Genomic DNA, 25,650 nt, shown 5'->3' with positions numbered 1-25,650 from the left:
CTAGCTGAGGAAGTTCTTGAGTTCGAAGACGAGCTTGCGGATGTGGCCGGAGAGGACCGGCGCACCGAGATCCTTGAAACGCTGCCGGAACCACGGGTTGACGCTCTGCTGGCCGCCGCTGCTGACCGAGCCGACCGGGATCACCCGCACCCCGCTGCGGTGCGCCGCCGCCAGACCGTCGAAGACGCCCTGCGGATTCGCCTCGTAGTAGTCCGAGATCCACACCAGTACGGTGTTGCGCGGCTCGGCGATCTTCGGCCGCACCAGGGTGAGGGCGGCGGTGCCGTCCGTCCCACCACCCAGCCTGGTACGCAGCAGCACCTCGAACGGGTCGTGCACCCACGGCGTCAGGTCCAGCGCCCGGGTGTCGTACGCCACCAGGTGCACGTCGACCTTGGGCAGCCCGGCGAAGATGGAGGCCAGGATGGTGCAGTTCACCATCGCGTCCACCATCGACCCGGACTGGTCGACCACCACGATCAGCCGGGCCGGGGTGGTCCGCCGGGCGGTGTGCCGATAGTAGAGCCGGTCGACGTAGAGCCGCTGGTCCTCCGGGCTCCAGTTGGTGAGGTTCTTCCAGATGGTCCGTTCCAGGTCCAGGTTGCGGAAGACCCGCTTCGGCGGCACCGAACGGTCGATGGTCCCGACGGTCGTCTGCTGCACCTGGGTTCGCAGTACCTCGGCGACCTCGTCGACGAAGCGCCGGATCAGCGCCTTGGCGTTGGCCAGCGCCACGCCCGACAGGTTGTGCTTGTCCCGCAGCAGTTGCTCGATCAGTGACATGCTCGGGGTCAACTTGCTGGCCAGGGCGCTGTTGCCGAGCACCTCGCGCAGCTGCATCCGACGCACCAGGTCGCCCTCGATCCCGGCGAGGACACCTGCCAGCTCCCCGTTGCCGGGCTCGGTCCCCACCCCCGACCCGCCGGGCCGGCCGCCGCGCAGCTGCCCCGGATCCAGCCCGAGCGCCTGCTCGAACCAGCCGGCGTCGGACTGCCAGCGGGCCAGCTGGGTGGCGGTGACGTTGCCCGAGCCGGTCGCGAAGACGTTGAGCAGCAGCTTCGACACCAGGGCGGCCCGGCGCACCTCGGCGGCGGCGACCCGCCCTGCCGGGGCGGGATCGCCGGAGGGAGCCTCCTCGCCGGACGGCCCCGCCATCAGGTCCCGCAGATCGGCGGCGAGCTCGGGAAAGCGCTGCACGATGGTGTCCACCGAGACCGCCGGATCCAGCAGCGCCGCCGGCAGTCCGAGGTCGTCGACGATCGCCACACTGGCCGACTCCAGCGCCGGCTGCTCGTCCCCGTCGAACAGGCGGGCCAACAGGCGCCAGTAGAGCACCTGCCGCCGGTTCTCGTGCGCGCGGGTCGGGTCGGGCGACTCTGCACTGTGCTGGTTCATCGGCGCAGCAACCGTCCCGCCCGCTCGCGGAGTACGGCCACCGCGTCCCCGGACCTCGCCTCGGCCTTGACCACCTTGGGATCCGTCGGGCCGAGCGCCCAGTCTCCGGTGTGCGCCTCCGCCGTCGCGCGTTTCACGGTGTGCCGTACGGCGAGCGGTTGCAGCCGCCAACCGCCGGCGTCCCAGCGGAGCAGGCCCAGACAGGTCGACGACCTGGCCACCAGCTCCGGGGTCAGCGGCGCGCAGGCCGGCAGCCGGGACACGTCCACCGGAAGGGACCGCCCACCGAGTTCCAGGGCGAGTCCGCCCCCGTCGCCGGTGGTGACCGAGTAGTCCTCCAGGAGGACCGGCTCGGCGATGCGTACCGGATGGCGGTCCAGCGGCGGGACGGCCGGGGCGATCGCCTCGGGCAGCCGCAGCCGGGCGGTGGCGAACGGGTCGGCCGGCTCGGCCGGCCGGGCCCGCTCGTCCCGCCAGATCAGATCACCGCCGGGCAGCAGCGACAGGTCGGTGATCTCCATGGCGTGCCGCCGGGCAAGCGCGCCGAGCAGCACCGGGTGGTCGGCGAGCAGTCGCCAGACCGCCGGGCCGACGATGGTCTCCACCTTCGGGGCCGAGACGCTGGTCCGGACCAGCCGCGGCGGCGCGCCACCGGCCGGTTCGAGCACGGCGTGCACCTGCACCTGGACCGCGGTGCCGTGCTCGTGCACGTCGGCGCCGAGCGGTAGCAGCCGTCCGGAGACCGCGGCGGCGGTCGGGCCGCCCGGCAGGCTCCCGGGTTGGGCCAGCAGCAGGCCCCGGGTCCACAGGTCGGCCCAGCGTCGGGTCGGGAGTCGGTCCATCGTCGCCACCGGCGCGCATCCGCGCAGCTCGGCGGCGAGACCGTCGAGGAGTACCGCCAGCCGGCGCAGCGACGGCACGGCCAGCACCGCGTCGAGGGTCTGCGCCGAGGCGGCGACCAGGTCGTGGTCGACTCCGCGCCAGCCCGCGATGGCCAGCTCGCGCAGCCACGACCGGCAGCCGGCCAGCACGTGCCCCGACGGCGACGGCGCGGGACCTGCCGGCGCGGCCGCCTCCCAGTTCGCCCGGGACCGGCCGAGCGCGGTGTCCAGCCGGGCGAGCAGCCCGTCGTGGACCGCGCCCAGCAGGGCCGTCCGTCCGCCGGCCAGCGCGGTCAGGTGCTCGTCGGCGAGGGACCCCGCGACCACCTTCTCCACGGCCTCGCGCATTCGGTCGCGCAGTGGCGTCACCGCGAGGGCGTCGGCCAGCGCGGTCAGCGCCGCCCGGGGCTGCTCACCCAGCCGGGCGAGGCCGTGGGTGAGGCCGTGGTCGAAGCCGCCGACCAGATCGAGGGCCTCCTCGATCCCGGGGTCGGCGTCGTCGAGCCCGGCCAGTTGGGTGGCGAGCATCAGTCGACCGCCCTCGTCGCCGGAAACCAGTGCAGCTCGGGCAGTGGCTCGGTGCTGCCCGGCACCTCCAGGTAGGACAGGTGTCGCAGGAAGCGGCTGAAGACCACCGCCGCCGAGGTCGGCTCGTGCACACCGGTCAACCGGGCGGCCAGACCGGCGCCGGAGGAGCTCCCGTCGGCCACGTCGATCCGCAGGTAGCCGGCGACCCGCTCGACGCCGTACTGCAGGACGGCCTCGTCCAGCAGGGCGTGCAGGTGCTTGCAGGGCGCGCCGCGCAACCCGCCGCACGGACGGTTGTTGTTGGTGCTGCAGTTGAAGGCGTGGCTGCCGGCGGAGATCGACGAGACGTAGACCCGTTCGGCATCCGAACCGCTCGACACGACACCCTGCAATCGCCCGTCCGCCAGCTCGACGAAGGGGACCTTCGCCAGTTTGCGCGGCTGCACCGCAGGTAGCACCCGGGCCACGCTGCGCCGCTCCCACCCGACTTCGATCGTTCCCACGATCCCGCCTCTCTCGTTCGATGCCCCGAGAAGATAAAGGGATGCGGCGACATTTTCCGGTCGTCGGGACGGAACCGCTGGCAGCCGGATCGGAACCCGCTGGCGGCCGGATCGGAACCGCCGACAGCCGGGTCGGCCGATCCGCCGCCGCACGCCCGGACCACGGCTCCGTAGGGGTACAGCGGTCAGTTTCTGGCCTGAATGTCAGGCAGACTTGCCGGCATGGCGAACACCAGCTCCCGGACCCTCCGCCTGCTCTCGCTGTTGCAGACCCATCGCTACTGGCCCGGCACCGAACTCGCCGACCGGCTCGGCGTCTCGGTCCGCACCCTCCGCCGGGACGTCGACCGGCTGCGCGAACTGGGCTACCCGGTCGAGGCGCACCGCGGCGTCGACGGCGGCTACCAGCTCGCCCCCGGAGCGGCGCTGCCGCCGCTGGTGGTCGACGACGAGGAGGCGGTCGCGCTCGCCGTCGGATTGCAGGCGGCCGCGCACGGTGCGGTCGCCGGCATCCAGGAGTCGTCGATCCGCGCGTTCACCAAGGTCGTTCAGGTGATGCCGCCCCGGCTGCGGCGCCGGGTCGACGCGCTGCACGCGATGACCGTGCCGGCGTTCTGGGGCGACGGTGCCGGGCCGACCGTGCAGGCGACGATCCTCACCACCGTCGCCCAGGCGTGCCGGGACGCCGAACGGCTGCGGTTCCGCTACACCGCCCGGGACGGGCAGCGGACCGAGCGGCTCGTCGAGCCGTACCGGCTGGTTTCGCTCGGCCGCCGGTGGTACCTGGTCGGCTACGACCTGACCCGGCACGACTGGCGCAGCTTCCGGCTCGACCGGCTGCACGATCCGGTCGGCACCGGGGCCCGGTTCCACCCCCGGCAACTGCCCGCCGAGGATCCCGCCACGTTCGTCCGGACCGGGATCGAGAACCTGCCCGCGCCGTACCGGGTCGAGGTGCTGTTGCACGCGCCGCTGGCCACCGCCGAGTCGCGGTTGGGCCGCTGGGCCAGCCTCGAGTACGTCGACGAGCGGCGCTGCCGGATGGTGATGACCGCCGACACGCTGGACTGGCCGATCATGGCGCTTGGCAGCCTCGGTGCGGAGTTCGAGGTGCTCTCCCCCGCGGAGCTGGTCGACCAGCTCCGGGAGTGGAGCGAGCGGTTCCGGCGCGGCACCGCGCCCGGCCCGGCGGATGGCGCGGGGTGAACGCCTTCGCACGCCATGTGCGACATCGGCACCGGGCGGATCGATAACCTTCGGTGATGCGTGGCTCGCCAGAAGACGACGGTTCGGCCGACCTCGATGACGTCGAGCGCCGGCTACGGGCGATCCGGGACGACCCGGAGAAGTCGACGACGCTCCGGGAGCTGGCGCAGTACCAGCTCGAACGGATCCTTGCGCTGCGGGCGGCGGGCGCCGACCGCGGCACCGGTACGCCCACGGTGACCGTGGACCGGCTCGGCCCGTTCCGGTTCTCGACGATCCCCGCTACCAGCGTCGTCGGCATCGAGGTCGACCGGGGAGCCGACCTCGCCCCGCTGGTGGCCGTCGTCTCCGCCGCCGAGATCCGCCGGTTGATGCCGCTGTTCGAGTACCTCCGGGCGCACGCCGCGCGCGGCGAGTCGATCCGGATCGACGTCCGGGACGCCTGCCTCGAACTGCTCGGCCACGACCCGTTCGCCCAGCTCGACGACTGCTGACGGCCGACCGCGCAGGCATGGCGGCCGGTTCCACGAGCAGGTCGGCGGCGAGCGCCAGCCGCCAGCCGGCGCTGCTGACGTATCTCTTCGGGGAGGTGCTGGACGGGCGCAACGCCCAGCTGGCCGACGGGGTGCGGCGGGCGCTCGGTCGCCAGCCCGGGACTTCCGCGACTTTGCCAGGCGAGCCGCCGCGACCGTGGCCCGGTCCGGGCGAGAGGCGGCGCGGGACGGATCAGGCGCTGCCGACCCGTTCCGGAGTGACGGGGCCGGGCGGCCCGGCCGGCTCCCCCGCCGCGCCGGCCGGCTCCACCGGCAGGTCGAGCGGATGCGCCAGCTCGTCCTGGGGCATCCGGGCCAACGCGATCGCCAGTACGGCCAGCGCGGGTGGCAAGAGTCCGGCAAGCGCGAAGGTCGCACCAAGTCCGACACCGGCGCTGACCGGTCCGGCGATCGCCATCGACAGCGGCATGAAGACCAGTGAGACGAAGAAGTCGAGACTGGAGACCCGACCCAGCATGTGCGCGGGCACCCGTCGCTGGAGCAGCGTGCCCCAGATGACCATGGGGGCGGAGAAGCAGATCCCGACGACGAACACCGCCACCGCGATCAGCCAGACCTGGCCGGCGAGACCGACCGCGACCAGCGGCAGGCAGCCCACGCCCCAGAAGAGGTTCATGACGGTCAGGTAGCGCCGGGGCATCCGGAACGAGGCCATCCCCAGCGACCCGATGGCGCCACCGATGCCGAAGGCCGCCATCACCAGAGCGTGATCACCGGGGCCGCCACCGGCACGATCCTTGATGACGAACGGGATCAGCACCTCGATCGGTCCCATGATCAGCAAGATGAGGACCGACGCGTAGAGCAGGGTGGCGAGCAGCCACGGCGTGCGGCCCATGTAGCGGAAGCCGTCGCGCAGGTCGATCAGGGTGGATCGAACCGGATGGGCCGCAGACGGCGCCCGGTCGTGCCGCAACGGCACCGGTCGCAGGGCCAGCAGGCACAGCACACCGGCGACCTCCAGCATGACCACCGCGAGCAGAGCCGCCCCCGGCGACCAGGCGGCGATCAGCACGCTGGCCAGCGCCGGACCGGCGGCCTGCATGATCGTCGGCCGCAGCATCCCCTCGACCCCGTTGGCGGCCATCAGGTCCTCGGCCGGCAGGATCGACGGCAGCAGCGCCGAGTACGCCGGGAAGTGGAAGCCATTCCCGACACCGATCAGCAACGCCACCGCGCCGAGCTGCCACACGTGCAGCCGGTCGGTCAGGGACAGCGCCGCGACCAGGCCGATGGCGACGGTCCGCACCCCGGCCACCACGAGCAGGATCCGGCGCTGCGGGACCCGGTCGGCCAGGACCCCGCCGAACAGCGCGGTGGACACCATGCCGGCCGCCATCGCGGCGGAGACGAACGACAGCTGTCCGGGCCCGCCGCCCAGCGCGATGACCTGCCAGACGACGGCGATCATCCAGACACCGGCGGCGAACAGCGACATGGTCAGCGCACCGGCCAGCAACTGGTACTGACCGCTGCGGAATGGGCGCAGCGGCCCCCGCAGCCAGCCCGGTCCGCTCTCCCCCGTGGCACCGTCCACTGCCCCGTCCCCCTCGTGTCACGACCGCTCGATGATGCCACGGCCCGGCCCCCCGGACCTCGGTGCCGCTCGGGCCCCTACCGGCCTCGGTCACCGGGGCCGGAATCCGCGCTATTGTCGTCGACACCTCCGACACTTTCGGGACCGAACGAGGTGGATGTCCGGATGAACGGTTCGACCGCGGCAGGGCTGAACCCGAGCCTGCCGTGGAGCGGCACCGGCACGTTCCGGCTCCGGTCGTACGACGCCGCCCACTCCCGGCTGGTGCTGACCAGCCGCTCGGGCCGCGATCCGTCCGAGCACGTCGAGGTGGTCTTCGCGGGCGTGGAGTCGCTTCAGGTCCAGCGCCGGTACGCGGGACTCACCGTCGCGCTGGCGGCCGAACCGCTGCTGATGGTGCACCACCCGGCGGGCCCACTCACGCTCCGGCTGCTCCGGGTGGCACTCTCCAGTCCGTCCGGCACGGGCCTGGTGACCTGCTCGTGGGTCTCCGTCCTCCGGCGGCGACGGCCGGAGGACGGAGAGCTGTTCGAGACCGGCGTACTGGCCTCGTGCGGGGTGTCGGCGTACGGAGGCTCGGTGGTACGCGGCCCGGACCCGGAGGTGACCGGCCAGGGCGGTGCCGACGCAGCAGAGCACGGCGACCAGTCCGCTGTCGCCGATCGCGGTGCGGGTGAGGTCGCCGATCGCGGTGCCGGTGAGCGGGCCGCGCGACGTCTCGACGATCGGGAGGCAGGGCTGGCGCCCGGCGAACCAGCGTAGCCCGCCCGGCAACGCCTCGGCCCGGACGAACCGCCGCCGAGGAAGCGCGGCGGCCACCGCGATCAGAATGGTGCCGGCTCGGCGCCGGACGACCTCGGGTGCCCCACCGGACCGGCACCGTCGACCGAAGGATGTACCGGCGGATCGTCGCGGCGGGCGACGAGAAACCGGGTGTCGGACGACACGCTGGCAGCTATGCGGAGACGGATCTGGACCGGCGTCGGCGTGGCCCTGTTGATCGCCGCTCCGGTGGCGTTGGCGGTGTTCGGCGGGGCGGAGGTACGTACCTCGGCCGATTCCGAGGCCCCGCCCAAGCCACTGGTCGGGATCGTCGCCGCCGCCCTGGTCGGGCTCTTGCTGGTCCGGCTCGTCCCGCTCCGGCTGCCCGCCATGCCGGTCGTCGGGACCGCCGACCGGCCGGCACTCGGCCGGCAGGCCGCCGGGCTGGTGGTGATCGCCCTGCTACTGCCGGCTGGGATCCTGGTGGTCGACCCCGGCATCTGGTACGGGCCGGTCAAACTGGCCCTCTTCTTCGGCGGCGCCGCGCTGGTGCTGCGCCGGTGGCCGATTGACTGGCGGGGCGGCCGGGCGCACCGGCGGGCGATCCCGACCCGGTGGTACTGGCTCGGCCCGCTACCCGCCCTGCTCGGCTGGGCGTACCTGCTCTACTACAGCCCGCTCGCGGGCAGCCAGGACATGTCGGGCTACCGCCAGTACGACCGGATCTACCTGCTCGCCGCCACCCTGTTGACCTTCGTCACCGCGAGCCTCGCCGAGGAGATCTTCTACCGGGTGCTGTTGCAGACCCGCCTGGAGGCGCTGTACGGGCGCTGGCCGGCGATCGTCGTCACCTCGCTGCTCTTCGCCGCCATGCACGTGCACCGGATCGGGGACGGTCCGCTGTGGGAGATGGTCGCGGTGATGCTCGCCTGGAATGGAGGATTCGGCGTCCTCGCCGGCTACCTGTGGGCTCGCCACCGCAACGTCTGGGCCATCCTCGCCCTGCACACCGCGGTCAACTCGCTCACCCTGCTGCCGCTGCTGGTCGGCTGAACGACGAACCGGAGGGTGCCGACCGGACCGGACGCGGCGGGTGGGACACGCGCGGTCGGTCGCCCCGGAACGTGGTTCGCTGCGGTCGGCGCGGCCGTCCCCGGGCCGGCAGGGGACGACCGCCCGGCGGGCGAGCCGGTCCGGTCATGCCGGTACCGGGGTGAACCGGGCGACGTAGCGGCGCTGCCACGGCGTCTCCACCGCACCCCTGGCGTAGTGCTCGCGGACGAAGGCGACCGCCTGCCCGGCCGGGACGCCGTCGAGCACGGCGAGGCAGGCCAGCGCCGTGCCGGTCCGGCCCTTGCCACCACCGCAGGCGAACTCGACCCGTTCGTCGGCCGCCCGCTCCCAGGCCAGCCGGAGGGCGGCTCGGAAATCGGCGTGGTCGCGGGGCAGCCAGAAGTCCGGCCAGCGCACCCAGCGGCCCGGCCACGGGGTCTGGGCCGGTGGGCGACCCAGCAGGTAGACCCCGAACGTCGGCATCGGCCCTGACGGGAGTGCCCGGCGCAGGCCGCGACCTCGCACCAGCCGACCCGACGGCAGCCGCAGCACACCAGCGTCCGAGGGTGTCCAGAGTTCGGTCATCCCGGCAGTCTAGGTCGGCCCGGTCCCGCCCACCGCCCGCTCGCGGCCGACGCGGGGGGGCGGAACCTGGTGGGCGCTGGTCGCTACTCGTCGATGATGGTGAACTCCCCATCTTCCCACCAGTAGGAATGGTGACTGTTCGACAGCCACACGATTCCCAGGAGCGAGTGGTACTCGTCCATCGTCGCAAGAGTGTTGGTGTCCCCGTTGCGGACGTACTGCACGACCGTGAGCGAGGGGAAGTTGTCGCCCATGTCCCGGACCCGGGGGGCCGCGCCGTCGAATCCGACACTGATCGTCCGGTCGATCGACGGCCCCCAGGGCAGCACCGAGTTCACGGCATCGACCTCGAAGGTGATCCCGGTCCAGTCGGGCGACGGCTCCTTCTGGTTCCAGGGCCGCGGAGGTCCGGTCGAGGGGTATTCGTCCCAGCCGTAGATCGCCACCTCGTTGGCGTTGCCGCAGTCGTAGCACAGGTCGACGGCGTCGGTGCAGTCGTCACCCACGCAGGTCGGCCAGACGACCGTGGTGATCTGACCGCTGGACGTGTCCCAGAGGACCTTGATCTTGCTTTCGGCGTACGGCTCCACGTCGTGACCCCGGCCGTTGCCGTGGCCCTCCAGGAACGCCGGCCCGAACCACTCTGCGGCGATGTACAGGTCGACCATGATGATGCCCTGGTCGGTCAGGGTCGTGTACTGCGACTGCATCGTCTCGCAGTGCCCGCCGTCGGGCACGTGCACGCAGTCCATCAGCAGCATCGCGTCGTTGTAGTTCTGGCTGAACGCCGAATCGTCCCCCTGGCAGCTCCCGCTCACCCCACAGCCGCCACCGCCACCGCCACCGCCGCCACCGCCACCGCGACCGCCACCACGCCCGTCGGTGCTCCGGCCGCTACCGTCGCAGCCCGGGCCGCCCGGCGAGCACTCGGTCTCGTACAGCCCGGACGGGTCGGCCTTGCCCACCGGGTTGTTCGACGCGTAGGCGTAACCGTTGAGCTGCTGTGGATTGGTGTAGTCGGCGACCGGGTCGACCGAGATGAACCGGCCGATGACCGGGTCGTACTCCCGGGCGCCGATCGTGGTCAGCCCCACGCCGGCGTTGTCGATCCCGCCGATGAAGCCGCGCTGGTCGGGCCAGCTCGACGAACTGGTCGAGCGGGGGTTGCCGAACGGGTCGAAGCGGCGCACCGTCGCCGTCAGCGTGTCGCCGTTGACGATCCACTGGTTGGTGCCGTGGTGATCGCTGGCCAGCCACCGGATGTCGCCGGCACCGACCCGCATCCCGACGACGCTGTCGCCGTGCCGGTAGTACCGGGTGGCCGTCACGGTGTCGGTCGTGGCGGAGTAGTTGAGCTCGTAGCCCGCGACCCAGGCCGTCATGTCGCCGTCCGGGTCGATCCGCAGGATCCGGCTGCCGTCGGCGTCGTCGACGAACCTGGTGGTGCCGTCACCGTTCTCGACGGTCCGCACGCGTCCGGTCGGGGTCCAGGTCAGCGTGTCGACCTCGCCACCCCGGTCGATCGCGGTGGTGTGTCCGGCGGCGTCGTAGCGGAACGCCGTGTCCGCCGCGGCGTCGGCGTCGCTGGCGACCGACGTCACCGCGTGCGGGTCGTCCTGGCCCGCCGCCGGATACGAGTACCGGTGCTCGGCCCGCCCGGTCGGGCTCCACCTGGTCTCGGCGACGCGGTTGCCGGTGAGGTCGTAGGCGTAGGAGGACCAGTACGCCCCCGGCCCGCCGACCACACCACCACTCGGCGTTGCCGCACAGCCTCCGGTCCCGGCCTGCGCCCACGCCTCGGTCAACCGGCGCAGGTGGTCGTACCGGAAGCACTGCGTCTCCGGGTCCAGGTCGTCGGCGGTGTGCACCGGCTCGTCCGTGATCGACAGGATGTTGCCGGCGTCGTCGTACCGGTACGACAGCGCGGCGATCCCGTAGTTGGTGCCGGTGTAGTCGCCGACGGTGTCCTTGTCGAAGTAGAACCGGGCGACCCGGCCCGTCCCCTCCTCGTAGATCCAGGTCTGCCACGCCTGCCCGGAGGTGCCGCCCACGTCGTCGGGGTCGCCGAGCCGGCGTTGCAGCAGTTGACCGTAGGGCGAATAGACCGCCTCGTCGACATAGACGTGGCCCTCGCCGAAGTCGTCACCGTTGGAGGTGACCCGGACCGGCTGCCCCATCGGGTCGTAGTGGGAGATCATGGTCTCGGTGGCCAGCCCACCGGCGGCGACCGCCTGCGAGCTCAGCAACGAGCCATCCGGATAATAGGTGTACGACTCCCAGTACGTCCCGGCCAGTGCCCCGGCCGCCGCCGGCAGGTGGCTGTACACCTGCTGCGGCTGACCGTCGACGGAGTACTTGCGGATCTCCGTGCGCCACGCCTGACCGTCGACCCAGTGCGTGGCGGTGTGCGGGTGGCCGATACCGCCGGCCGCCCCGTCGTAGGCACGCTCGATCAGCAACTGCCCCGCGTCGACCGCGCCCTCCCACACCTGGGTCGGCCGGCCCAGCCTGTCGTAGACGTAGGAGAGCAGGGTGCCGTTGCCGTCGACGGTCGAGGTGACCTGCCCGGCGGTGTTGTAGGTCTTGGTGTTGGTGCCGGTGTCCGGGTCGCGCAGCACCGTGGGACGGCCGCGCAGGTCGTACTCGGTCTGCCAGCTGTTGCCGGCGGGGTCGGTGACCCGCTCCAGCGCCCCGGCGGCGTTGTAGCGGTAGGTGGTGGCGTCGAAGGCGCCGGTGGCCGCCCGGTCCCGGTACTGCCGCAGTTCCACGGTACGGCCCTGGGCGTCGGTCAGGGACGCGGTCGAGGTGCTGCCCTCGGGCACGATGGTGGTGGTCATCCAGTGCTCGTCGTGCCCGCCGTAGCGGTAGCTGGTGCGCCACCGCTCCTCGTCCTTGACCACGAAGATCTCGTCGGTGACCCGCCCCGCGTTGTCGTACCGGTACTCGGTCCGCGCCACGTCGTTCGGTCGGGTGATCCAGACCAGGTCGCCGGTGGGCCCGGACTGGTTGTTGAAGACCGGGTCGGACTCGTACCGCACCCGTCCGTAGGAGTCGTAGACGGTCTGCGAGATGAGCCGCCCACCGTAGGTCTGGGCCTGGACCTGACGGTCACGCAGCAGCGAGTCGTACAGGGTGATCTCGGTCAGGTACGACTCGTCCTGGATCATGGTCTTCGTGGTCACCGCGGTCGGTGCGGTCTGCGAGACGTCGTAGCTGAACAGCTTGCTTGCCGGGTCGGAGGCCGGGTCCCGGCCCGGGGTCCACACCGCCCTCGCCCGGCCCAACGGGTCGTACCGGACCGTCGTGGACCTGGAGTTCGGCGCGACGGTGCGGACGATGGAGCCCCACGCCGGCTCCAGATGGCTGGTGGTGACGTGACCGGCGGCGTTGGTGACCGTGCTCCGGGTGACCGGTCCGGCGCCGGCCGGGGTGTACGCGGTCGTGGTGGTGTTGCCCAGGGCGTCGGTTTCGACCAGCGGCCGCCCGAGCGCGTCGTAGGTCGATTCGCCGATCGTGGCGTACACCGGAGCGCCGCTCTTCCAGTCCTCCACCGCCTCGGCCCGGGTGATCAGCCCACGGGTGGGCGCGGCGGTGTGCGAGGTGTGCCCGTCGTAGTAGGCGCGGGCGGCACCGAGCAGGTCCGCCGGCCGGCTGGGCGTCGCCGAGCAACCCACCGAGACTGCCTCAACCGACGCCACCGTCCCGAGCAGCCAGCTGGTGGTGTTGTCGGTGTAGGTGGTCCGCAGGCAGCGCTCGTCGCCGCTGACCGACAGGTCGCCGCTGTCGTCGACGGCCACCACCCGGCCGAGGGCGTCGTAGTTGTTCTCGGTCCGGGTGTGCCGCCAGGAGTTCGGGGACAGCCTGGTCCGGGTGTCGATGCGGGAGGCCCCGGCCAGGAAGGCCTCCAGCTTGCCGCCGTCGTAGCTGCGCACGGCGGTTCTGGAGTGCCAGTATCGGGTGGTCGAGGACTCGATGATGGTGGTGCCGTCGTACGAGGCGGTCTCCCAGACCATCCCGGCCAGCGCCCTGTGGTCGGCGGCGGTCTGGCCCTGCGAGTCCGTCACGCTCACCGAGCGGGTGCCGCTCTTCTGCTTGTCCCCGTCGAGGCCGCGGAAGTAGCGGGTGCGGGACCGGGTCTGCGCCCCCGGGTCGGCGGGGTCGCCGGTGCGGGTAATCACCTCCGCGTACCCGCGCCACTGGTTCCAGTCCCGGTCGTCGTCGTCGACGAACTCCGCGTCGTTCCACGCCCAGAGCGCGCCCGTGCCGCCGCCGTCGGTGGAGTAGTCGTAGAACGTCCAGACCGTGTCACCGCCGCCGGTCGCGTCCGACTCGGCGACCGACCGCACGACGTACTTGTGGAAGTAGGCGTCGACCGGGTCGGCCAGCCCTTCCGGGGTGTACTTCACCGGGTAGCACCGCCGGGCGTTCTGGTGGTGGGCGGTCGGCACGTTCCCCGGGCCGCAGCCCGGCTCCGAGTAGTTGATCGTGGTCACGCCGCCGGTCTCGTTCTTGATCGAGGTGAGCCTCGGCCGCCAGATCGACGGCCACGCCTCGCCGAGGTCGACGCGGTTCTCGTAGAAGGTGCCGCCGAACTCCACCGCCGGCATCCGCTCGGTGCCGCCCACGTGCCCGGTGTGCCGCACGGCGGCCAACCAGAGCACGACCTGCTCGGTGTCGCCGTAGTCCTTGAACTCGTGCGTCAACGCCCACGAGTCGACCTTGCGGAACCCGGATCCGTCGGCCACGTAGCTGGCCACCTCGGTCAGCCGCTTGCTGGAGAAGAACGTCGGCGAGTGGGTGTCGCAGTCCGTGCTCGATTCGCAGTGCAGGTCCCAGGGGGTGTCCGGCCAGTTGTCCTCGTCCGGGTCGCCGTCGCCGTCGCGGCAGTCCGCCAGGCATCGGTCCGAGACGGTGAACTCGATCTTTGCGGTCGGTCCGGCGCTCGAACCGTCCCGCAGGCCGTACTCGATCCGCCGCAGCCACGACTCCCGGTCGTAGCCGGCGGTCGAATCCTCCGACATCGCCGGCCCGTAGCGGCCGCTCGCGGTGCCGTAGGTGTAGCGGATCAGGTTGCCGTGCACGTCGACGCTCCTGTCCAGCAGCCACCGGTACGCCTGGTCGCAGCGCGAGCCCGCGAAATCACCGGACCGGTGGCACCGCTCCCCCGAATGGTTGCCGAAGACCGGCACGGTCAGCCGGCTCGACGACTCCGACGCGAAGTAGTGCCGGGTGCCGTCGGTGGTGGTCACCACCCAGCGCTCGGTGGAGGCGCCGTCCCGAGTCGCCGGAGCGCCCAGATGCTGGATCCGCCAGTTGGAGTCGGAGGCCATCCGCCAGGTCCCGGTGTCGTCGTCGCGCACCAGGGAGGTGTTGACACCGTTCAGCGCCAGGGTGACCGCCGGTGAGTCGTCCTTCCAGCACAGGTCGCCGGTCAGGTCGTCACCCTGGTTGCCGTCCTCCTCGGACTCCGCCGCGCAGGCCACGTAGGTCCGCTCGACGAAGCCCGGCGAATAGCTCCAGCCGTCGCCGATCCAGGACGCCTGGTTGTTCGTTCCGGACGTCCGCCCGTCGTGCGACGCCGAGGAGTACGCCAGGCTCAGCCCCGGCGTCGGCCCGACCGCCGGCGGCACCCGCAGGCCGTACGCGTAGCTGAACGCCCCGGAGGCTCCGCCGTGCGTCCACGAACCGGCGTGCGACAGGTCGGTGGCCGTCCAGTCGCCGCTGCCGGACGCGCCCGCCGGATCGGTCGGGCCGCCGCTCCAGTTCGGTGCCGCGTCCCGGAACGCCGAGCCGGCCCCGGCCACCGGCTGCACCGGGGTGGAGTCGAACGGCTGCGGACCACGCGGGAAGGTCTCCGCCCGGGCGGTCGCCGGCGCCGGTGCCAGCAGCACCGCGACCAGCGTGGCGGCAACAGATCCGGCCAGTGATTTGCGGTACATGTCCGTGCTCCGCCTCATCGTCGTCGTCAGCACCTGAGGAGTCGTCACCGGCAGCGGGGAAGCCGTCACCGGTGCCTTTGGAGTTCTCGTCAGCACTTCGGGACCGTCAGCACTTCGGGACCGGTGCGGCCGAGATCTGGCCGATGATGTGATCGGGAACCCTGCCCTGCCAGACGACGACGTCGTCGACCGCGCCGTGCAGCCGTTGTCCGCGCCCGCCGTCCGCGGTGCCGGCCGCGCCGAGCAGCAGGGGTCCCGACGCGTTCCACGGGCTCTCGGGTCCGGACCGGCTGGCGACCTGCTCGCCGCTGACGTACAGCCGCATCGCGTCGGAGTGCAGGTCGTAGACGCCGGCCAGGTGGTACCAGGTGTCCGGCTCGGGCGTCGGGCCACCGTAGGCGGTCAGCCAGGACGGGCTCGCCACGTCCCCGCTCATCATGACGAAGCCGAACTTCTGCAGGCTCTGGCTGTATCTCAGCCGGAAGGCCGTCGCCTGCTGGCCGGCCGCCGACACGATCGTCAGATCGGCGTCCAGCCGGTCGATCCGCACCCACGCCGAGACCGTGAACGAATCGTCGGTGGCCACGACCGGACCCGCGGTGGCGGCCTGCCCTGCACCGGTCAGCTCGAGCGCGCTGTCCGGGTCGCACGACCAGCCGTCGTTGAACCGGGTGTCCCCCTCGAAGCGGACATCGCGGCCGTGGCCGGAGGTGTCGGAGCCGTGGCCCATCAGCCGCCAGCGGCCCTGCAACTCCGAGGGCGGGGCCGGCCACGGGTCGTCGAGGTTGAAGGTCCGGTCGCCGCGCCAGACCCGCACGTCGTGCAGCATGCCCTGGAAGTGGTGTTGGTGCCCCTGACCGTAATCGGCGCAGCCCACGAGCAACGGCGCACCGGCAGCACCCGGATCCCCCTCCGACCGGGTGCCGCTGGACGTCCCGTCGATGACCACCTGCCAGCTGGCGCCGCCGCCGTACTGGACCGAGATCCGTTGCCAGCCCTCCCGGACCTTCACGTCCTGGCCGGGCGGCACGAGACGGGCCGGTGCCTGCCCGGCGGAGCCGCTGGCGGTGCCCCCCGCCCCCGGCAACCCGAACGCGGCGGGCGGACCGGCCTGGAGGAGACCGTCCTTGTCGACCACCACGACGAACCCGTCGCCGTCAGTGTCGAGTTGCGAGAAGAGCACCTGGTAGCCACCGGTGACCCGGACCGGTTTGACCCATGCGCTGATCCCGAACGCCGTGTCGGACGGGGCCACCGGAGCCTGGGTGGCCGCACAGGACTGGCCGTCGAGCACCAGCGCCCCGTCCGGACGGTGGAACGGGTCGAAGTCGTGTGCGGCGGAGTCCGGCAGCAGCAGGTCGCGGCCGAACCCGCTCGAGTCGGTACCGTCGTGCCGCATCTCCCACCGGGCGATCTCACCGAGCGGCAGCGGGTCGTTCAATCGCAGGGCGTAGCTCGACAGCAGCCCCTGCCACACCGCGACGTTGTCGACGGCGCCGGTGAAGAAGTGGCCGTGCGAGCCGGAGGCGCCCCGCAGGCAGCCCAGCCCGAAGGTGTCCATGCCGTTCCACGGCTCGAAGTCGACCGACTGCTCGGCGACCAGGGCACCGTCGAAGAAGAGCCGCTGCACCCCGGCGTCCGGATCGTAGGTGCCGGCGATCCGCAACCACTGGCCCCGGGCGACCGGGCTCACCGCGCTCACGCTGCGCCACTCGGCGTCCGTGCCGGGCGACGTCAGCAGCGAGAAGGACCACATGTTGGTGGTGGCGTTGTGCTGGATCTGGTAGGCCGAGTGATTCTCGTTGCCCTGGGTGAGCAGCTTCGCGTAGCCGCTGGCGGCGTCCAGTCGGACGTTCAGCGACACCGAGAACGCGGCGTCGGTCCGGACCGTGGGGGTGGTGGTCAGGCAGGTACTCCCGTCCAGGTTCAGCAGCACGTTGTCCGGATCGCCGCGATCGGGCCCGAACGCCGGGCCGGTCCCGGTCGACATGGTCAGGGCGGCACCGTTGCCGGAGTCGTCGACCAGGTCACCACCGAGCCGCCAGGCCCCCATCGCGGTGGCCGGGATGTCGCGGCCGACGAAGAAGGTGTACGTCCGCTCGTTCGACGTGTTCCCCGCGTTGTCCACCGAGCGGACGTAGAGCACGTGCCGGCCGGGCTCCGCGTCGGCCCGGGTGATGGTGGTCGACCCGGTCGGCGGCACCGAACGGTCGAAGGTCGGCGTGTTCCACGAATACTCGTAGCGGTTCAGTCCCGAGTGCACGCCGTTGACGATCGGATCGCTCGCCGAGACGCCGAGCCGCACGTTCTGGCCCTCGGTGTACGGGCCCTCCGGCGCGGTCACGGTCGGCACGCTCGGCTTGGTGGCGTCCACCTTGAAGTGGCAGGGATCGGTGTAGCCGGAGTTGACCGCCGAGGTCTGCCGGGCGTCGGCCCGGGCCTGCCAGGTGTACTCCCCGTCCGGCAGCGACGTGGTCACCCGGCGGTTGACCGTGGCATGCGAGCCGACCGGGTCGGGCGTGCGATACCAGAAGTAGTTGCTGTCCGCGCCCCGCTCGCGGATCCGCAGCCGCACGTAGACCGACTCCGACTCGTAGGAGCGGGCCCGCACCGACATGGTCGGGTGCCGGGATGTCACCCACTGCGCCCGGGACAGGCTGGTCCGGCACGGCTCGCCGTTCAGCTTCCGCATGTCCGGCTGCGGCGGGTAGATGTAGTACGTGACGTGCAGCGCCACCGAGCTGGTCCGGATCCGCCGCCAGGCGTTCCGGTCGTCCTCACTCGACGATCGCAGCCCGAACGAGATCGTGTCGTAGCGCTGGTCGGCCGCCGACTGCACCCGGCGCTTGACGTTCGCGCCGTCGAAGGACACCCACTCGTGCGAGTTGTCCGACCCGCAGCCGCCGGTGGTGTTCGACGACGGCACGCTCTCGGTCTGCAACTGGCTGCCGTACAGCCATGTCACGCCGTTCCACGACACACCGTTGGAGATCGCCTCGGTCCGCCACAACTGGAGCCCGTACGACCCGCAGCCGCCGGTGTGGGTCTGCAGGGCCTTCACGCTGGCCGAGGCGATGTACCTGCCGTTCAGCTTCCCGATGTCCAACTTGATCACCGAGCGCCACAGCCCGCACCCGTTGCCGCAGTTGCTCCAGGTGTTGTAACCCACCCGCATCCCACCGGCCCGCGGCCAACTGGAGTCGCCGGTCCAGCCGCGGCCGCGGGCCCCGGCGTACACGTTGGCCCACGCCTTGCGGGTGGAGGTGAACGGTGGGTCGATGTAGATCGGGTACGTCACGGTCTCGTCGGCCAGCATCTCCGGGTCCGGGATCAGCTCGATGCCCGGGGCGGTCACCTCGACCTCGACGTCGCCGATCCGTCCCGGATCGGCCGGCGGCTCACCGGCCACCGCGGTGCGCGGTGCGGTCGCGGCGGCACTCCCGTCACCACCGGCGACCGAGGAGTCCCACATGATCCCCTGACCGGCCTCGAAGATCACCGCACCGGTGTCGTCGACCACGTCGATCCGGCCGGTCTCGGCGTCCTCGACCACGTTCAGGCCGACGGTGTCGACCCCGATCACGATTTCCGCCAGCGCCGGCGAGGCCGCCGCCTCGGCGGTCTTGACCACCAGCACCCAGGAGAACCCGACGGACTCCGCCTGAACCGCCAGGTCGACGCCGGGCAGCAGCTCCGGATAGGTCGCCACCGGGCCGTTCAACACCGGAGTCGGCAGCACACCACCCGGCCACTTCAGCGAGAGGGACCCGCCATCGGGGTCGACGGCGGTCACGAAGGTGTCACCACCCCCGGCCCCCACGACGATGTCGATCACCGTCGCGGTCGAGGCGGCCGACCCGTCCGGACGTACGGCGAACGTCGGATCGATGCCCACCCATTCTCCGGCGTCATTGCGCACCCGGTACGGCTCCACGGCGATCTGTGCGTCCAGCACGCCCGCCGGGGTGGCGAACACCTGCCGGTCGACGTCGCGCAGCCCCAGCACCTCCACGTTGACGCCGCAGGCCAGCGCGTACCGGTACGCGGTGAACTCGTCCTCGGCGGCCGGGGCACCGTCGAACTCCGGACACTCCACGGGCGGAAGCTCCTCATCGGGCGGCTCCGCCTGGACCTGCGCCTGGGCTCGCGCCTGCGCCTGGACCTGCGGCGGGGCGACCACGATCCCGGCCGGCATCAGCCCCACCGCTACCGCGACGGCGAGCCAGGATCGGACACGGGGACGGGCACGTATGGGGGTTCGGGTCAACGACGAGGTAGACAAGGGGGTTACCTCACAAACCGACGGACACGCAGGCATGAGCCCGACAACCGAGGCCGCCGGACCTCCACACGCTAGGCGCGGCCAGTTGAAGCCGGCTTGAAGCGCGCTTCAATCGCGGCTCAACAGTGGCGCCGCCTGATCAACACAGTCCGTCGTACGCCTGCGGAGATGTCCTATCCTGGCTGCCGATCCGGGGGGGTGGGCGGACGGTGATGCGGTTTCGGGTGTTGGGGCCGATGGCGGCGCACAACGAGCGCGGACCGGTACCGCTCGGACCGGCGCGCCAGCGCACGGTGCTGGCGGTGCTGCTGGCGGAGCGGACCGCGACGGTCTCGGTCGACCACCTGGTGGACCGGGTGTGGGGTTCGGCGGCCCCGGAACGGGCCCGGCAGATCCTGCACACATATCTCTCGCGGCTCCGCAGCGTGCTCACCGAGGCGGGCGGGCCGACGCTGACTCGGCAGGCCCGCAGCTACCGGCTGGCGATCGACGAGTCGGCGGTGGACCTGCACCAGTTCCGAGCCCTGGCGGCGCGGGCGAGGCAGGAGGCGGACGACGAGCGCGCCGAGGCCCTGTGGCGCGACGCGCTCGCGCTCTGGCGGGACGTCCCGTTCGCGGACCTGGACAACGACTGGCTGCGCGGGGTGGCGGTGGCGCTGGAGGCGGAGCGGCTCGCGGCCATGCTGGACCGCAACGATCTGTCGCTGCGCCGGGGCGACCATGCCCGGCTGCTGCCGGATTTGTCGGTCGCGGCGGGCCGGCACCCGCTGGACGAGCGGCTGGCCGGACAGTTGATGCTCGCGTTCTACCGGTGCGGCAGGCAGACCGACGCGCTGGCCGGCTACCGCCTGCTGCGCGAGCGGTTGGCTGACGAGTTCGGCAGCGACCCGGGACCGGCGCTGCGCGACCTGCACCAGCGGATACTCCGGCAGGACCCACAGCTTGACGTACCGCCGGCCGCGGATGCGCCGCCGGCACCGGTCGCGGACGCGGTTCCGCAGCGGCCGGAGCCGACCGACCAGCGGGAGTGCCCGGCGGTCGTGGACCCGCAGACCGGCGCCCCGGAGCAGCCGGAGACTCCGGCCGCACCGGTTGTCGCCGTGCCGGCGCAGTTGCCGGCCGACATCGCCGGCTTCGCCGGGCGGGCGGCACCGCTCCTCCAGCTCGACGCACTGCTCGGCCCGGCCGGCGCCCCAGCATCCACTGTGGTGATAACCGCGATCGGCGGCAGCGCGGGGATCGGCAAGACCACCCTGGCGGTGCACTGGGCACACCGGATACGCGACCGGTTTCCCGACGGACAGCTGTATCTGAATCTGCGCGGCTTCAACCCGGCCGGCCAGGCGATGAGCCCGCCGGAGGCGCTGCGGGCGCTGCTGGAACTCCTCCAGGTACCGCCGCAGCGCATTCCGACCAGCGTCGAGGCGCAGACCGGGCTGTACCGTAGCCGGCTGGCGGGTCGCCGGATGCTGGTAGTGCTCGACAACGCCCGCGACGCCGACCAGGTGCGGCCACTGCTGCCCGGTTCGCCCCCCACCATGGTGCTGGTGACCAGCCGCAACCAGCTCGCCGGCCTGGTCGCCACCGAGGGCGCACGGCCGATCCGGCTGGACGTGCTCGACGCCGCCGAGGCCCGGGGCCTGCTGGTCGGCCGGCTCGGGGCCGAGCGGGTAGCGGCCGAGCCGGACGCCGTCGACGAGATCGTCAGGGCGTGTGCCGGGCTGCCGCTCGCGCTCGCGATCGTGGCGGCCCGCGCCGCCGCCCGGCCCGGATTCCGGTTGGCGGTGTTCGCGGACGAACTCGCCGACGCGCGCAGCCGGTTGGACGCGCTGGCCGGTCCGGACTCCGCCACGGACGTGCGGGCGGTGTTCTCCTGGTCGTACCAGGCGTTGAGCCCCTCGGCGGCCCGGCTGTTCCGGATGTTCGGGCTGCACCCCGGGCCCGACATCAGCCGCGGCGCAGCCGCCAGCCTCGCCGGCGTGCCGCTGTCGCAGGTCCGCCGCCTGCTGACCGAACTGGACGCCGCACACCTGCTCACCGAAGGCCAGCCCGGCCGGTACACCTGCCACGACCTGCTCCGGGCGTACGCCACCGAACTTGGCCAGGACGTCGACACCGAGCCGGAGCGACGTGCCGCCCGACACCGGACCTTCGACCACTACGTACACACCGCCGTCGCGGCGGCGCAGCTGCTCAACTCGTACCTGAAGCCGATCGACATCGCCCCGGCACAGTCGGGCGTCACACCCGTGCCGCTGGCCAGCTACGACGACGCGTTGCGGTGGTTCACCGACGAGCGACCGGTACTGCTCGCCGCGATCGCCGAGGCCGCCAACGCCGGGTACGACACGCACAGCTGGCAGCTCGCCTGGGCGCTGCGAGACCTCCTGGAGCGCCGCTGCCACTGGCATGCCCAGCTGCAGATCCAGCAGACGGCGCTCGCCGCGGCCGAGCGTCTCGGCGACCCGGCGCTACAGGTCAACCCGCACACCATTCTCGGTGTCACCTACCGGCACCTGGGCCGTTACCCGGACTCCCACGCCCATCTCCAGGACGCCCTCCGGCTGGCGGGCGCCGTCGGTGACCAGCGCGGTCAGGCCGGCATCCACGGGGCGCTCAGCCTCAGCTACGAACGGGAGGGCCGTCACCTCGACGGTCTGAGGCACACCCGGCGGGCCATGGACCTGTACCGCGGCCTCGGCGATCCGATCGGGCATGCCCTGCACCTCGGCAATCTGGCCTACTTCCAGGCTCTCCTCGGGGACTACCAGCAGAGCCTCGTCTCATCCCGGGAGGCACTCGGGCCGCTGGAAGAGCACGATCACCGCAACGGGCAGGCCCACGCGTGGGATTCCCTCGGCTTCGCACACCACCGGCTCGGTCAGCACCGGGAGGCGATCGCCTGCTACCAGCGCGCTGTCGCGCTCTTCCGCTCCATCGACGACCGGCATCCCCAGGCGGCCAGCCTCACCTGCCTGGCCGACGTCCACCACGCGACGGGTGACATCGACGCGGCCCGCGACGCCTGGCAGCAGGCCTTCCTCCTGTTGGAGGAGATCGGCCACCCCGACGCCGACGACCTGCGTAAGAAGCTGGAATCCGCGGACCTGGGCCGGTCGGAGCCACCCGGGTTCCGCCGCTAGCGCTGCCGCCGGCCGCCGGGGCGCTCGCCGCGGTCAGGTCGCGGGCAGCACCCCGGCAGCCGCGCCGGGACCCTTCGCCACGGCGTCGGGTGCCGCTGCCGGGCTTTCCGGGCGCAGATTCCGGCCTCTTCGGTACGCGGTGTCTATTCGGTACGCGGTGTCTATTCGGTACGCAGTGCTGTGGCGGTGCGGGTGCGGGCGGCCCAGCCGGCCGGAAGGAGCGCGCCGAGCACGGCGATCAACAGCCCGCCGAGACCGAAGAGCGCCAACTCGGCGGGGTGGTAGATGTCGATCACCGAGGCGGGCAGGTTGAACCCCGCGGCATGGCCCATCTCGGCGACCGTCACCCGCTGCATGATGACGCCGACGGGCACGCCGATGGCACCACCGATCAGGCCGGTGACGACGACCGAGGAGATGACCATCGTGATGGTCTGCCGCGGGGTCATCCCCAGGGCCTTGTGCACCCCGAGATCGTGGACGCGTTCCCGGGTCTCCAGGACCACCATGTTGAGTACGCCCAGCGCGGCCACGGTGACCAGCATCAGGGTGAGCAGGCCGGTCAGCGCGTTGATGATCAGGAGGATCTCGTCCGCCTCCTGTTCGGCGACCTCCGCGGTGGCGTCCACCGACGCCAGCGCGGCGTTCAGCGCCGTGACATAGCCGGCCGGGTCGGTGCCCGGGCTAAGGGTGATGTGGTACTCCAGGGGCCGCAGGTCAGGTTGGCTGGCCGCGAGTGTCTCGGCGGCGGTGAGGACCTGCATCCCCCTGGACTCGATGTTGAAGACCTCACCGACGATGTGCGCGTTGATCCGGGTGCCGTGGTCGACCAGGACGACGCTGTCGCCGACCCGGGTGCCGGTGGCGGTCAGGAACGGTCGGGCAACCACGATCTCCCCGGGTTGGCTGAACCATCTGCCGGAGATCATCTGGTAGCCGTACGCGGAGCCGTCGCCGGTCAAGGCGAGGATGTCCAGCGGAGTGGTGAGTCCGGGGGTGGTCAGCTCGGTGTACGCGACGCCGCTGTATCCGCTGGTTCCAGGCTGTGCGGTGATCGCCCGGACCACCATCACCGGGTCCGGCGGTGGCGGCGGCTCCCACTCGACCCGCCGCGGGCCCGTCGGGGCCTCCTCGGGTGGCGGCCCGGACATCGGTGAGCCCGGGTGGATGACGACGTCGCCATGGCTCTCCGTGGCCTGCACCTCGTTCAGTGAGGCGCCCAGGCCGACGGCGAAGGTCGCGGCGGCGGCGCCGAACGCGATCGCCGCGACGATGGTGGCCGACCGGAGCGCCCGGGCGAACGGCTGGGCCAGACCGAGGGTCACGGGTCGGGGCAGCGGGAGCCGCGCGGCCAGCCGCGCGGCCCACTGGCCCTGGTTCGGGCCGGGGGTGCGGCCGACCGCGAGCACGTCGACGGTGCGCAGCCGCCCGGCCCGGGACGCCGCCACCCAGGCGGTGGCGGTGACCACGGCCAGCGCCCCGACCAGCGCCAGGAGGTTCACCCAGCCGGTGACCCCGGTGTCCGTCGTGCCGTAGACCTCGTTGGTCTGGGTCAGGACCAGAACGGTCAGGAGGTTGCCGGCCAGGACGCCGAGCAGGGCGCCGACCACGGCTGGGACCAGCGCCTGCACCGTGTACGCCCGAACCACCTGGTGCGGGGTGAACCCGAGGGCCTTGAGGATGCCGATCCGGTGTGTTCCGGTGCCGACCGCCCCGGCGATGACGTTGCCGATGATCAGGACCGCCATGAGTACGCCAAGCACCCCGAAGGCGATGAGGAACGGCCCGAACAGCAACGTGCTGCCAGCACTGTTTGCCCTGGTGGTGAGCCAGGACCGCGCTCCGGCCAACGCGCCCGCCGGCACGCTCGCCTCGATCGTGTCCCGAGCGGAGTCGATCTGTGCGGCGGTGTCGCTCGCGGCGAGCCGGTAGAGCATCTGGTACCCCGGCGCCGCGCCCGGGGCGGTCAACGCCGCGACCTGTTCCGGGACCACCCAGCCACCGGCGGTCCCGCTGACCGACCGGGCCAGCCCGACCACCGTCAGGGTCGGTCCGCCGGCCGGCTCCGACAGCGGCAGCGCGTCGCCCACCTGTGGTTGGAGACTCGCCGGGCGCCGGTGGTCGACCTGAAGCACGATCTCCCCAGCGCCGCTCGCCCACCGTCCCTCGGTCACCGTGACGGCGTCGACCGGTCCACCCGGATCGGCCCGCCCGACCACCGTGATCGGCTCGGCCGGCGGGCCCTGATCGACGATCGGGGTGATCGTCGCGGTCGGGAACGGGCCGTTCGCCGCCGCGACCCCGCCGGCCCCCGCGGACGCCGACAGTTGCGCCGCGGTGACCTTGGACCCGTCGAACTGCGCGGTCAGGTGCGCGCCGTGCTGCTGGTCGAAGGCCCGGTCGAAGGGGGCGGAGGAGGCCACCATCAGCGAACCGCCGAGTACCCCGGCGGTCACCGCGATCATCACCACCAGCGCGACCACCAGCGTCTGCACCCGGCGACGGCCCACCCCGGACCGGACCACCCCGCCCAGTGCACTCATCGGACCGGCTCCGCCGTGCGGTCGGCGGCGATCCGACCGTCGACGAGCTGGACGGTACGGGTCGCGCACGACTGCGCCAGGGCCAGGTCGTGGGTGACCAGGACGATGGTCTGGCCCTCGGCGTGCAGGGTGTTGAGCAGGTGCCGGACCTCCTCGCCGGAGGCGGTGTCCAGCGCGCCGGTCGGTTCGTCGGCGAGCAGCAGTGCCGGCCGGTTGACCATGGCCCGGGCCACCGCGACGCGCTGCCGCTCACCGCCGGAGAGCCGGCCCGGGTAGGCGGCGGCGTGCCGGTCGACGCCGAGCAGGCCGAGCAGGTCCATGGCGCGACTCCGGGCGACCCCACGGGCCGTCCCGGCCAGCTGCGCCGGCAGCATGACGTTGTCGACGACGGTCAGGTCGTCCAGGAGGTTGAAGAACTGGAAGACCATTCCGATCTTCGCCCGTCGGTAGCGGGCCGACGCGGCCTCGCCCAACCTGTCCACGCGCACCCCGGCCACCGTCACCGTCCCGGCGCTCGGCCGGTCCAGCGCGGCGACCAGGTTCAGCAGCGTGGACTTGCCGCTGCCGGACGGCCCCAGGATCGCGACCGACTCCCCGGCGGCGATCCCCAGCGAGACAGCGTCCAGCGCCGGTGGCCCCTCGTCGTACCTACGACTCACGTCGTTCAACTCGATCAGCGGCGCGCTCATGGCGGCTCTCCTTCCCACTCGGGCACCTCTGGCGCCTCGATCTCCAGGCA

14 protein-coding genes are annotated in these 25,650 nt (G+C 72.2%); 5 read left to right on the top strand and 9 right to left on the bottom strand.

Annotation, left to right across the window (positions count from 1 at the left end):
- Genes ABNF97_RS01275 through ABNF97_RS01265 form a run of 3 tightly spaced genes read right to left on the bottom strand, consistent with a single transcriptional unit; the run spans window position 1 to window position 3,271 of the window.
- A complete protein-coding gene (locus ABNF97_RS01275) occupies window positions 1–1,395 on the bottom strand; it encodes a VWA domain-containing protein (RefSeq protein WP_349337358.1) in 1,395 nt (464 codons plus the stop codon).
- Window positions 1,392–2,804, bottom strand: coding sequence for a hypothetical protein (locus ABNF97_RS01270; protein ID WP_349337357.1), 1,413 nt, complete (start codon window positions 2,802–2,804; stop codon window positions 1,392–1,394). Before ABNF97_RS01270 ends, ABNF97_RS01275 begins: the two co-directional genes overlap by 4 nt.
- A complete protein-coding gene (locus ABNF97_RS01265) occupies window positions 2,804–3,271 on the bottom strand; it encodes a hypothetical protein (RefSeq protein WP_207230761.1) in 468 nt (155 codons plus the stop codon). The genes ABNF97_RS01270 and ABNF97_RS01265 overlap by 1 nt, the downstream gene beginning before the upstream one ends.
- 258 nt (window positions 3,272–3,529) lie before the next feature.
- On the opposite strand from ABNF97_RS01265, the gene ABNF97_RS01260 reads away from it, so the two are divergent.
- Both ABNF97_RS01260 and ABNF97_RS01255 read left to right on the top strand, forming a co-directional pair.
- A complete protein-coding gene (locus ABNF97_RS01260; protein WP_130462693.1) occupies window positions 3,530–4,513 on the top strand; it encodes a WYL domain-containing protein in 984 nt (327 codons plus the stop codon).
- A 56-nt stretch (window positions 4,514–4,569) separates the two neighbouring features.
- A complete protein-coding gene (locus tag ABNF97_RS01255; RefSeq protein WP_130462692.1) occupies window positions 4,570–5,007 on the top strand; it encodes a hypothetical protein in 438 nt (145 codons plus the stop codon).
- Between the two features lie 232 nt (window positions 5,008–5,239).
- On the opposite strand, the gene ABNF97_RS01250 is transcribed toward ABNF97_RS01255, so the two are convergent.
- The gene (locus tag ABNF97_RS01250; protein WP_349337356.1) at window positions 5,240–6,604 is read right to left on the bottom strand and encodes an MFS transporter; all 1,365 of its coding nucleotides are present in this window, start codon (window positions 6,602–6,604) and stop codon (window positions 5,240–5,242) included.
- 165 nt (window positions 6,605–6,769) lie between these two features.
- Between ABNF97_RS01250 and ABNF97_RS01245 the strand changes: the two genes are divergently transcribed.
- Window positions 6,770–7,366, top strand: coding sequence for a hypothetical protein (locus ABNF97_RS01245; protein WP_349337355.1), 597 nt, complete (start codon window positions 6,770–6,772; stop codon window positions 7,364–7,366).
- A 195-nt stretch (window positions 7,367–7,561) separates the two neighbouring features.
- Entirely contained in the window at window positions 7,562–8,419 is an 858-nt protein-coding gene (locus ABNF97_RS01240; RefSeq protein WP_130462690.1) for a CPBP family glutamic-type intramembrane protease, read from the top strand.
- Window positions 8,420–8,563: 144 nt separating this feature from the next.
- Here ABNF97_RS01240 and ABNF97_RS01235 read toward each other — a convergent pair whose 3' ends face one another.
- The 3 genes from ABNF97_RS01235 to ABNF97_RS01225 all read right to left on the bottom strand — a co-directional run bounded on the left by ABNF97_RS01235 (window position 8,564) and on the right by ABNF97_RS01225 (window position 19,138).
- Complete coding sequence (locus tag ABNF97_RS01235) at window positions 8,564–9,004, bottom strand: phosphatase domain-containing protein (RefSeq protein ID WP_130462689.1); 441 nt, start codon at window positions 9,002–9,004, stop codon at window positions 8,564–8,566.
- Between the two features lie 83 nt (window positions 9,005–9,087).
- On the bottom strand, window positions 9,088–14,943 hold the full coding sequence (locus ABNF97_RS01230) for an RHS repeat-associated core domain-containing protein (protein ID WP_349337354.1): 5,856 nt from the start codon (window positions 14,941–14,943) through the stop codon (window positions 9,088–9,090).
- A gap of 106 nt (window positions 14,944–15,049) precedes the next feature.
- Window positions 15,050–19,138 (bottom strand): LamG-like jellyroll fold domain-containing protein, encoded by a 4,089-nt coding sequence (locus ABNF97_RS01225; protein ID WP_349337353.1) that lies wholly within the window; start codon window positions 19,136–19,138, stop codon window positions 15,050–15,052.
- A gap of 299 nt (window positions 19,139–19,437) precedes the next feature.
- Between ABNF97_RS01225 and ABNF97_RS01220 the strand changes: the two genes are divergently transcribed.
- A complete protein-coding gene (locus ABNF97_RS01220; protein WP_349337352.1) occupies window positions 19,438–22,368 on the top strand; it encodes an AfsR/SARP family transcriptional regulator in 2,931 nt (976 codons plus the stop codon).
- 161 nt (window positions 22,369–22,529) lie between these two features.
- Here ABNF97_RS01220 and ABNF97_RS01215 read toward each other — a convergent pair whose 3' ends face one another.
- Both ABNF97_RS01215 and ABNF97_RS01210 read right to left on the bottom strand, forming a co-directional pair.
- Window positions 22,530–24,911 (bottom strand): ABC transporter permease, encoded by a 2,382-nt coding sequence (locus ABNF97_RS01215; RefSeq protein ID WP_349337351.1) that lies wholly within the window; start codon window positions 24,909–24,911, stop codon window positions 22,530–22,532.
- Window positions 24,908–25,600, bottom strand: a complete 693-nt coding sequence (locus tag ABNF97_RS01210; protein ID WP_349337350.1) for an ABC transporter ATP-binding protein — start codon at window positions 25,598–25,600, stop codon at window positions 24,908–24,910. Before ABNF97_RS01210 ends, ABNF97_RS01215 begins: the two co-directional genes overlap by 4 nt.
- Between the last annotated feature and the right edge of the window lie 50 nt (window positions 25,601–25,650).

The sequence above is a fragment of the Plantactinospora sp. B6F1 genome (assembly GCF_040120695.1).
GTDB lineage: Bacteria > Actinomycetota > Actinomycetes > Mycobacteriales > Micromonosporaceae > Plantactinospora.
Note: the sequence above shows the minus strand (reverse complement) of the source record. Positions and strands in the feature narration are given on the sequence as shown.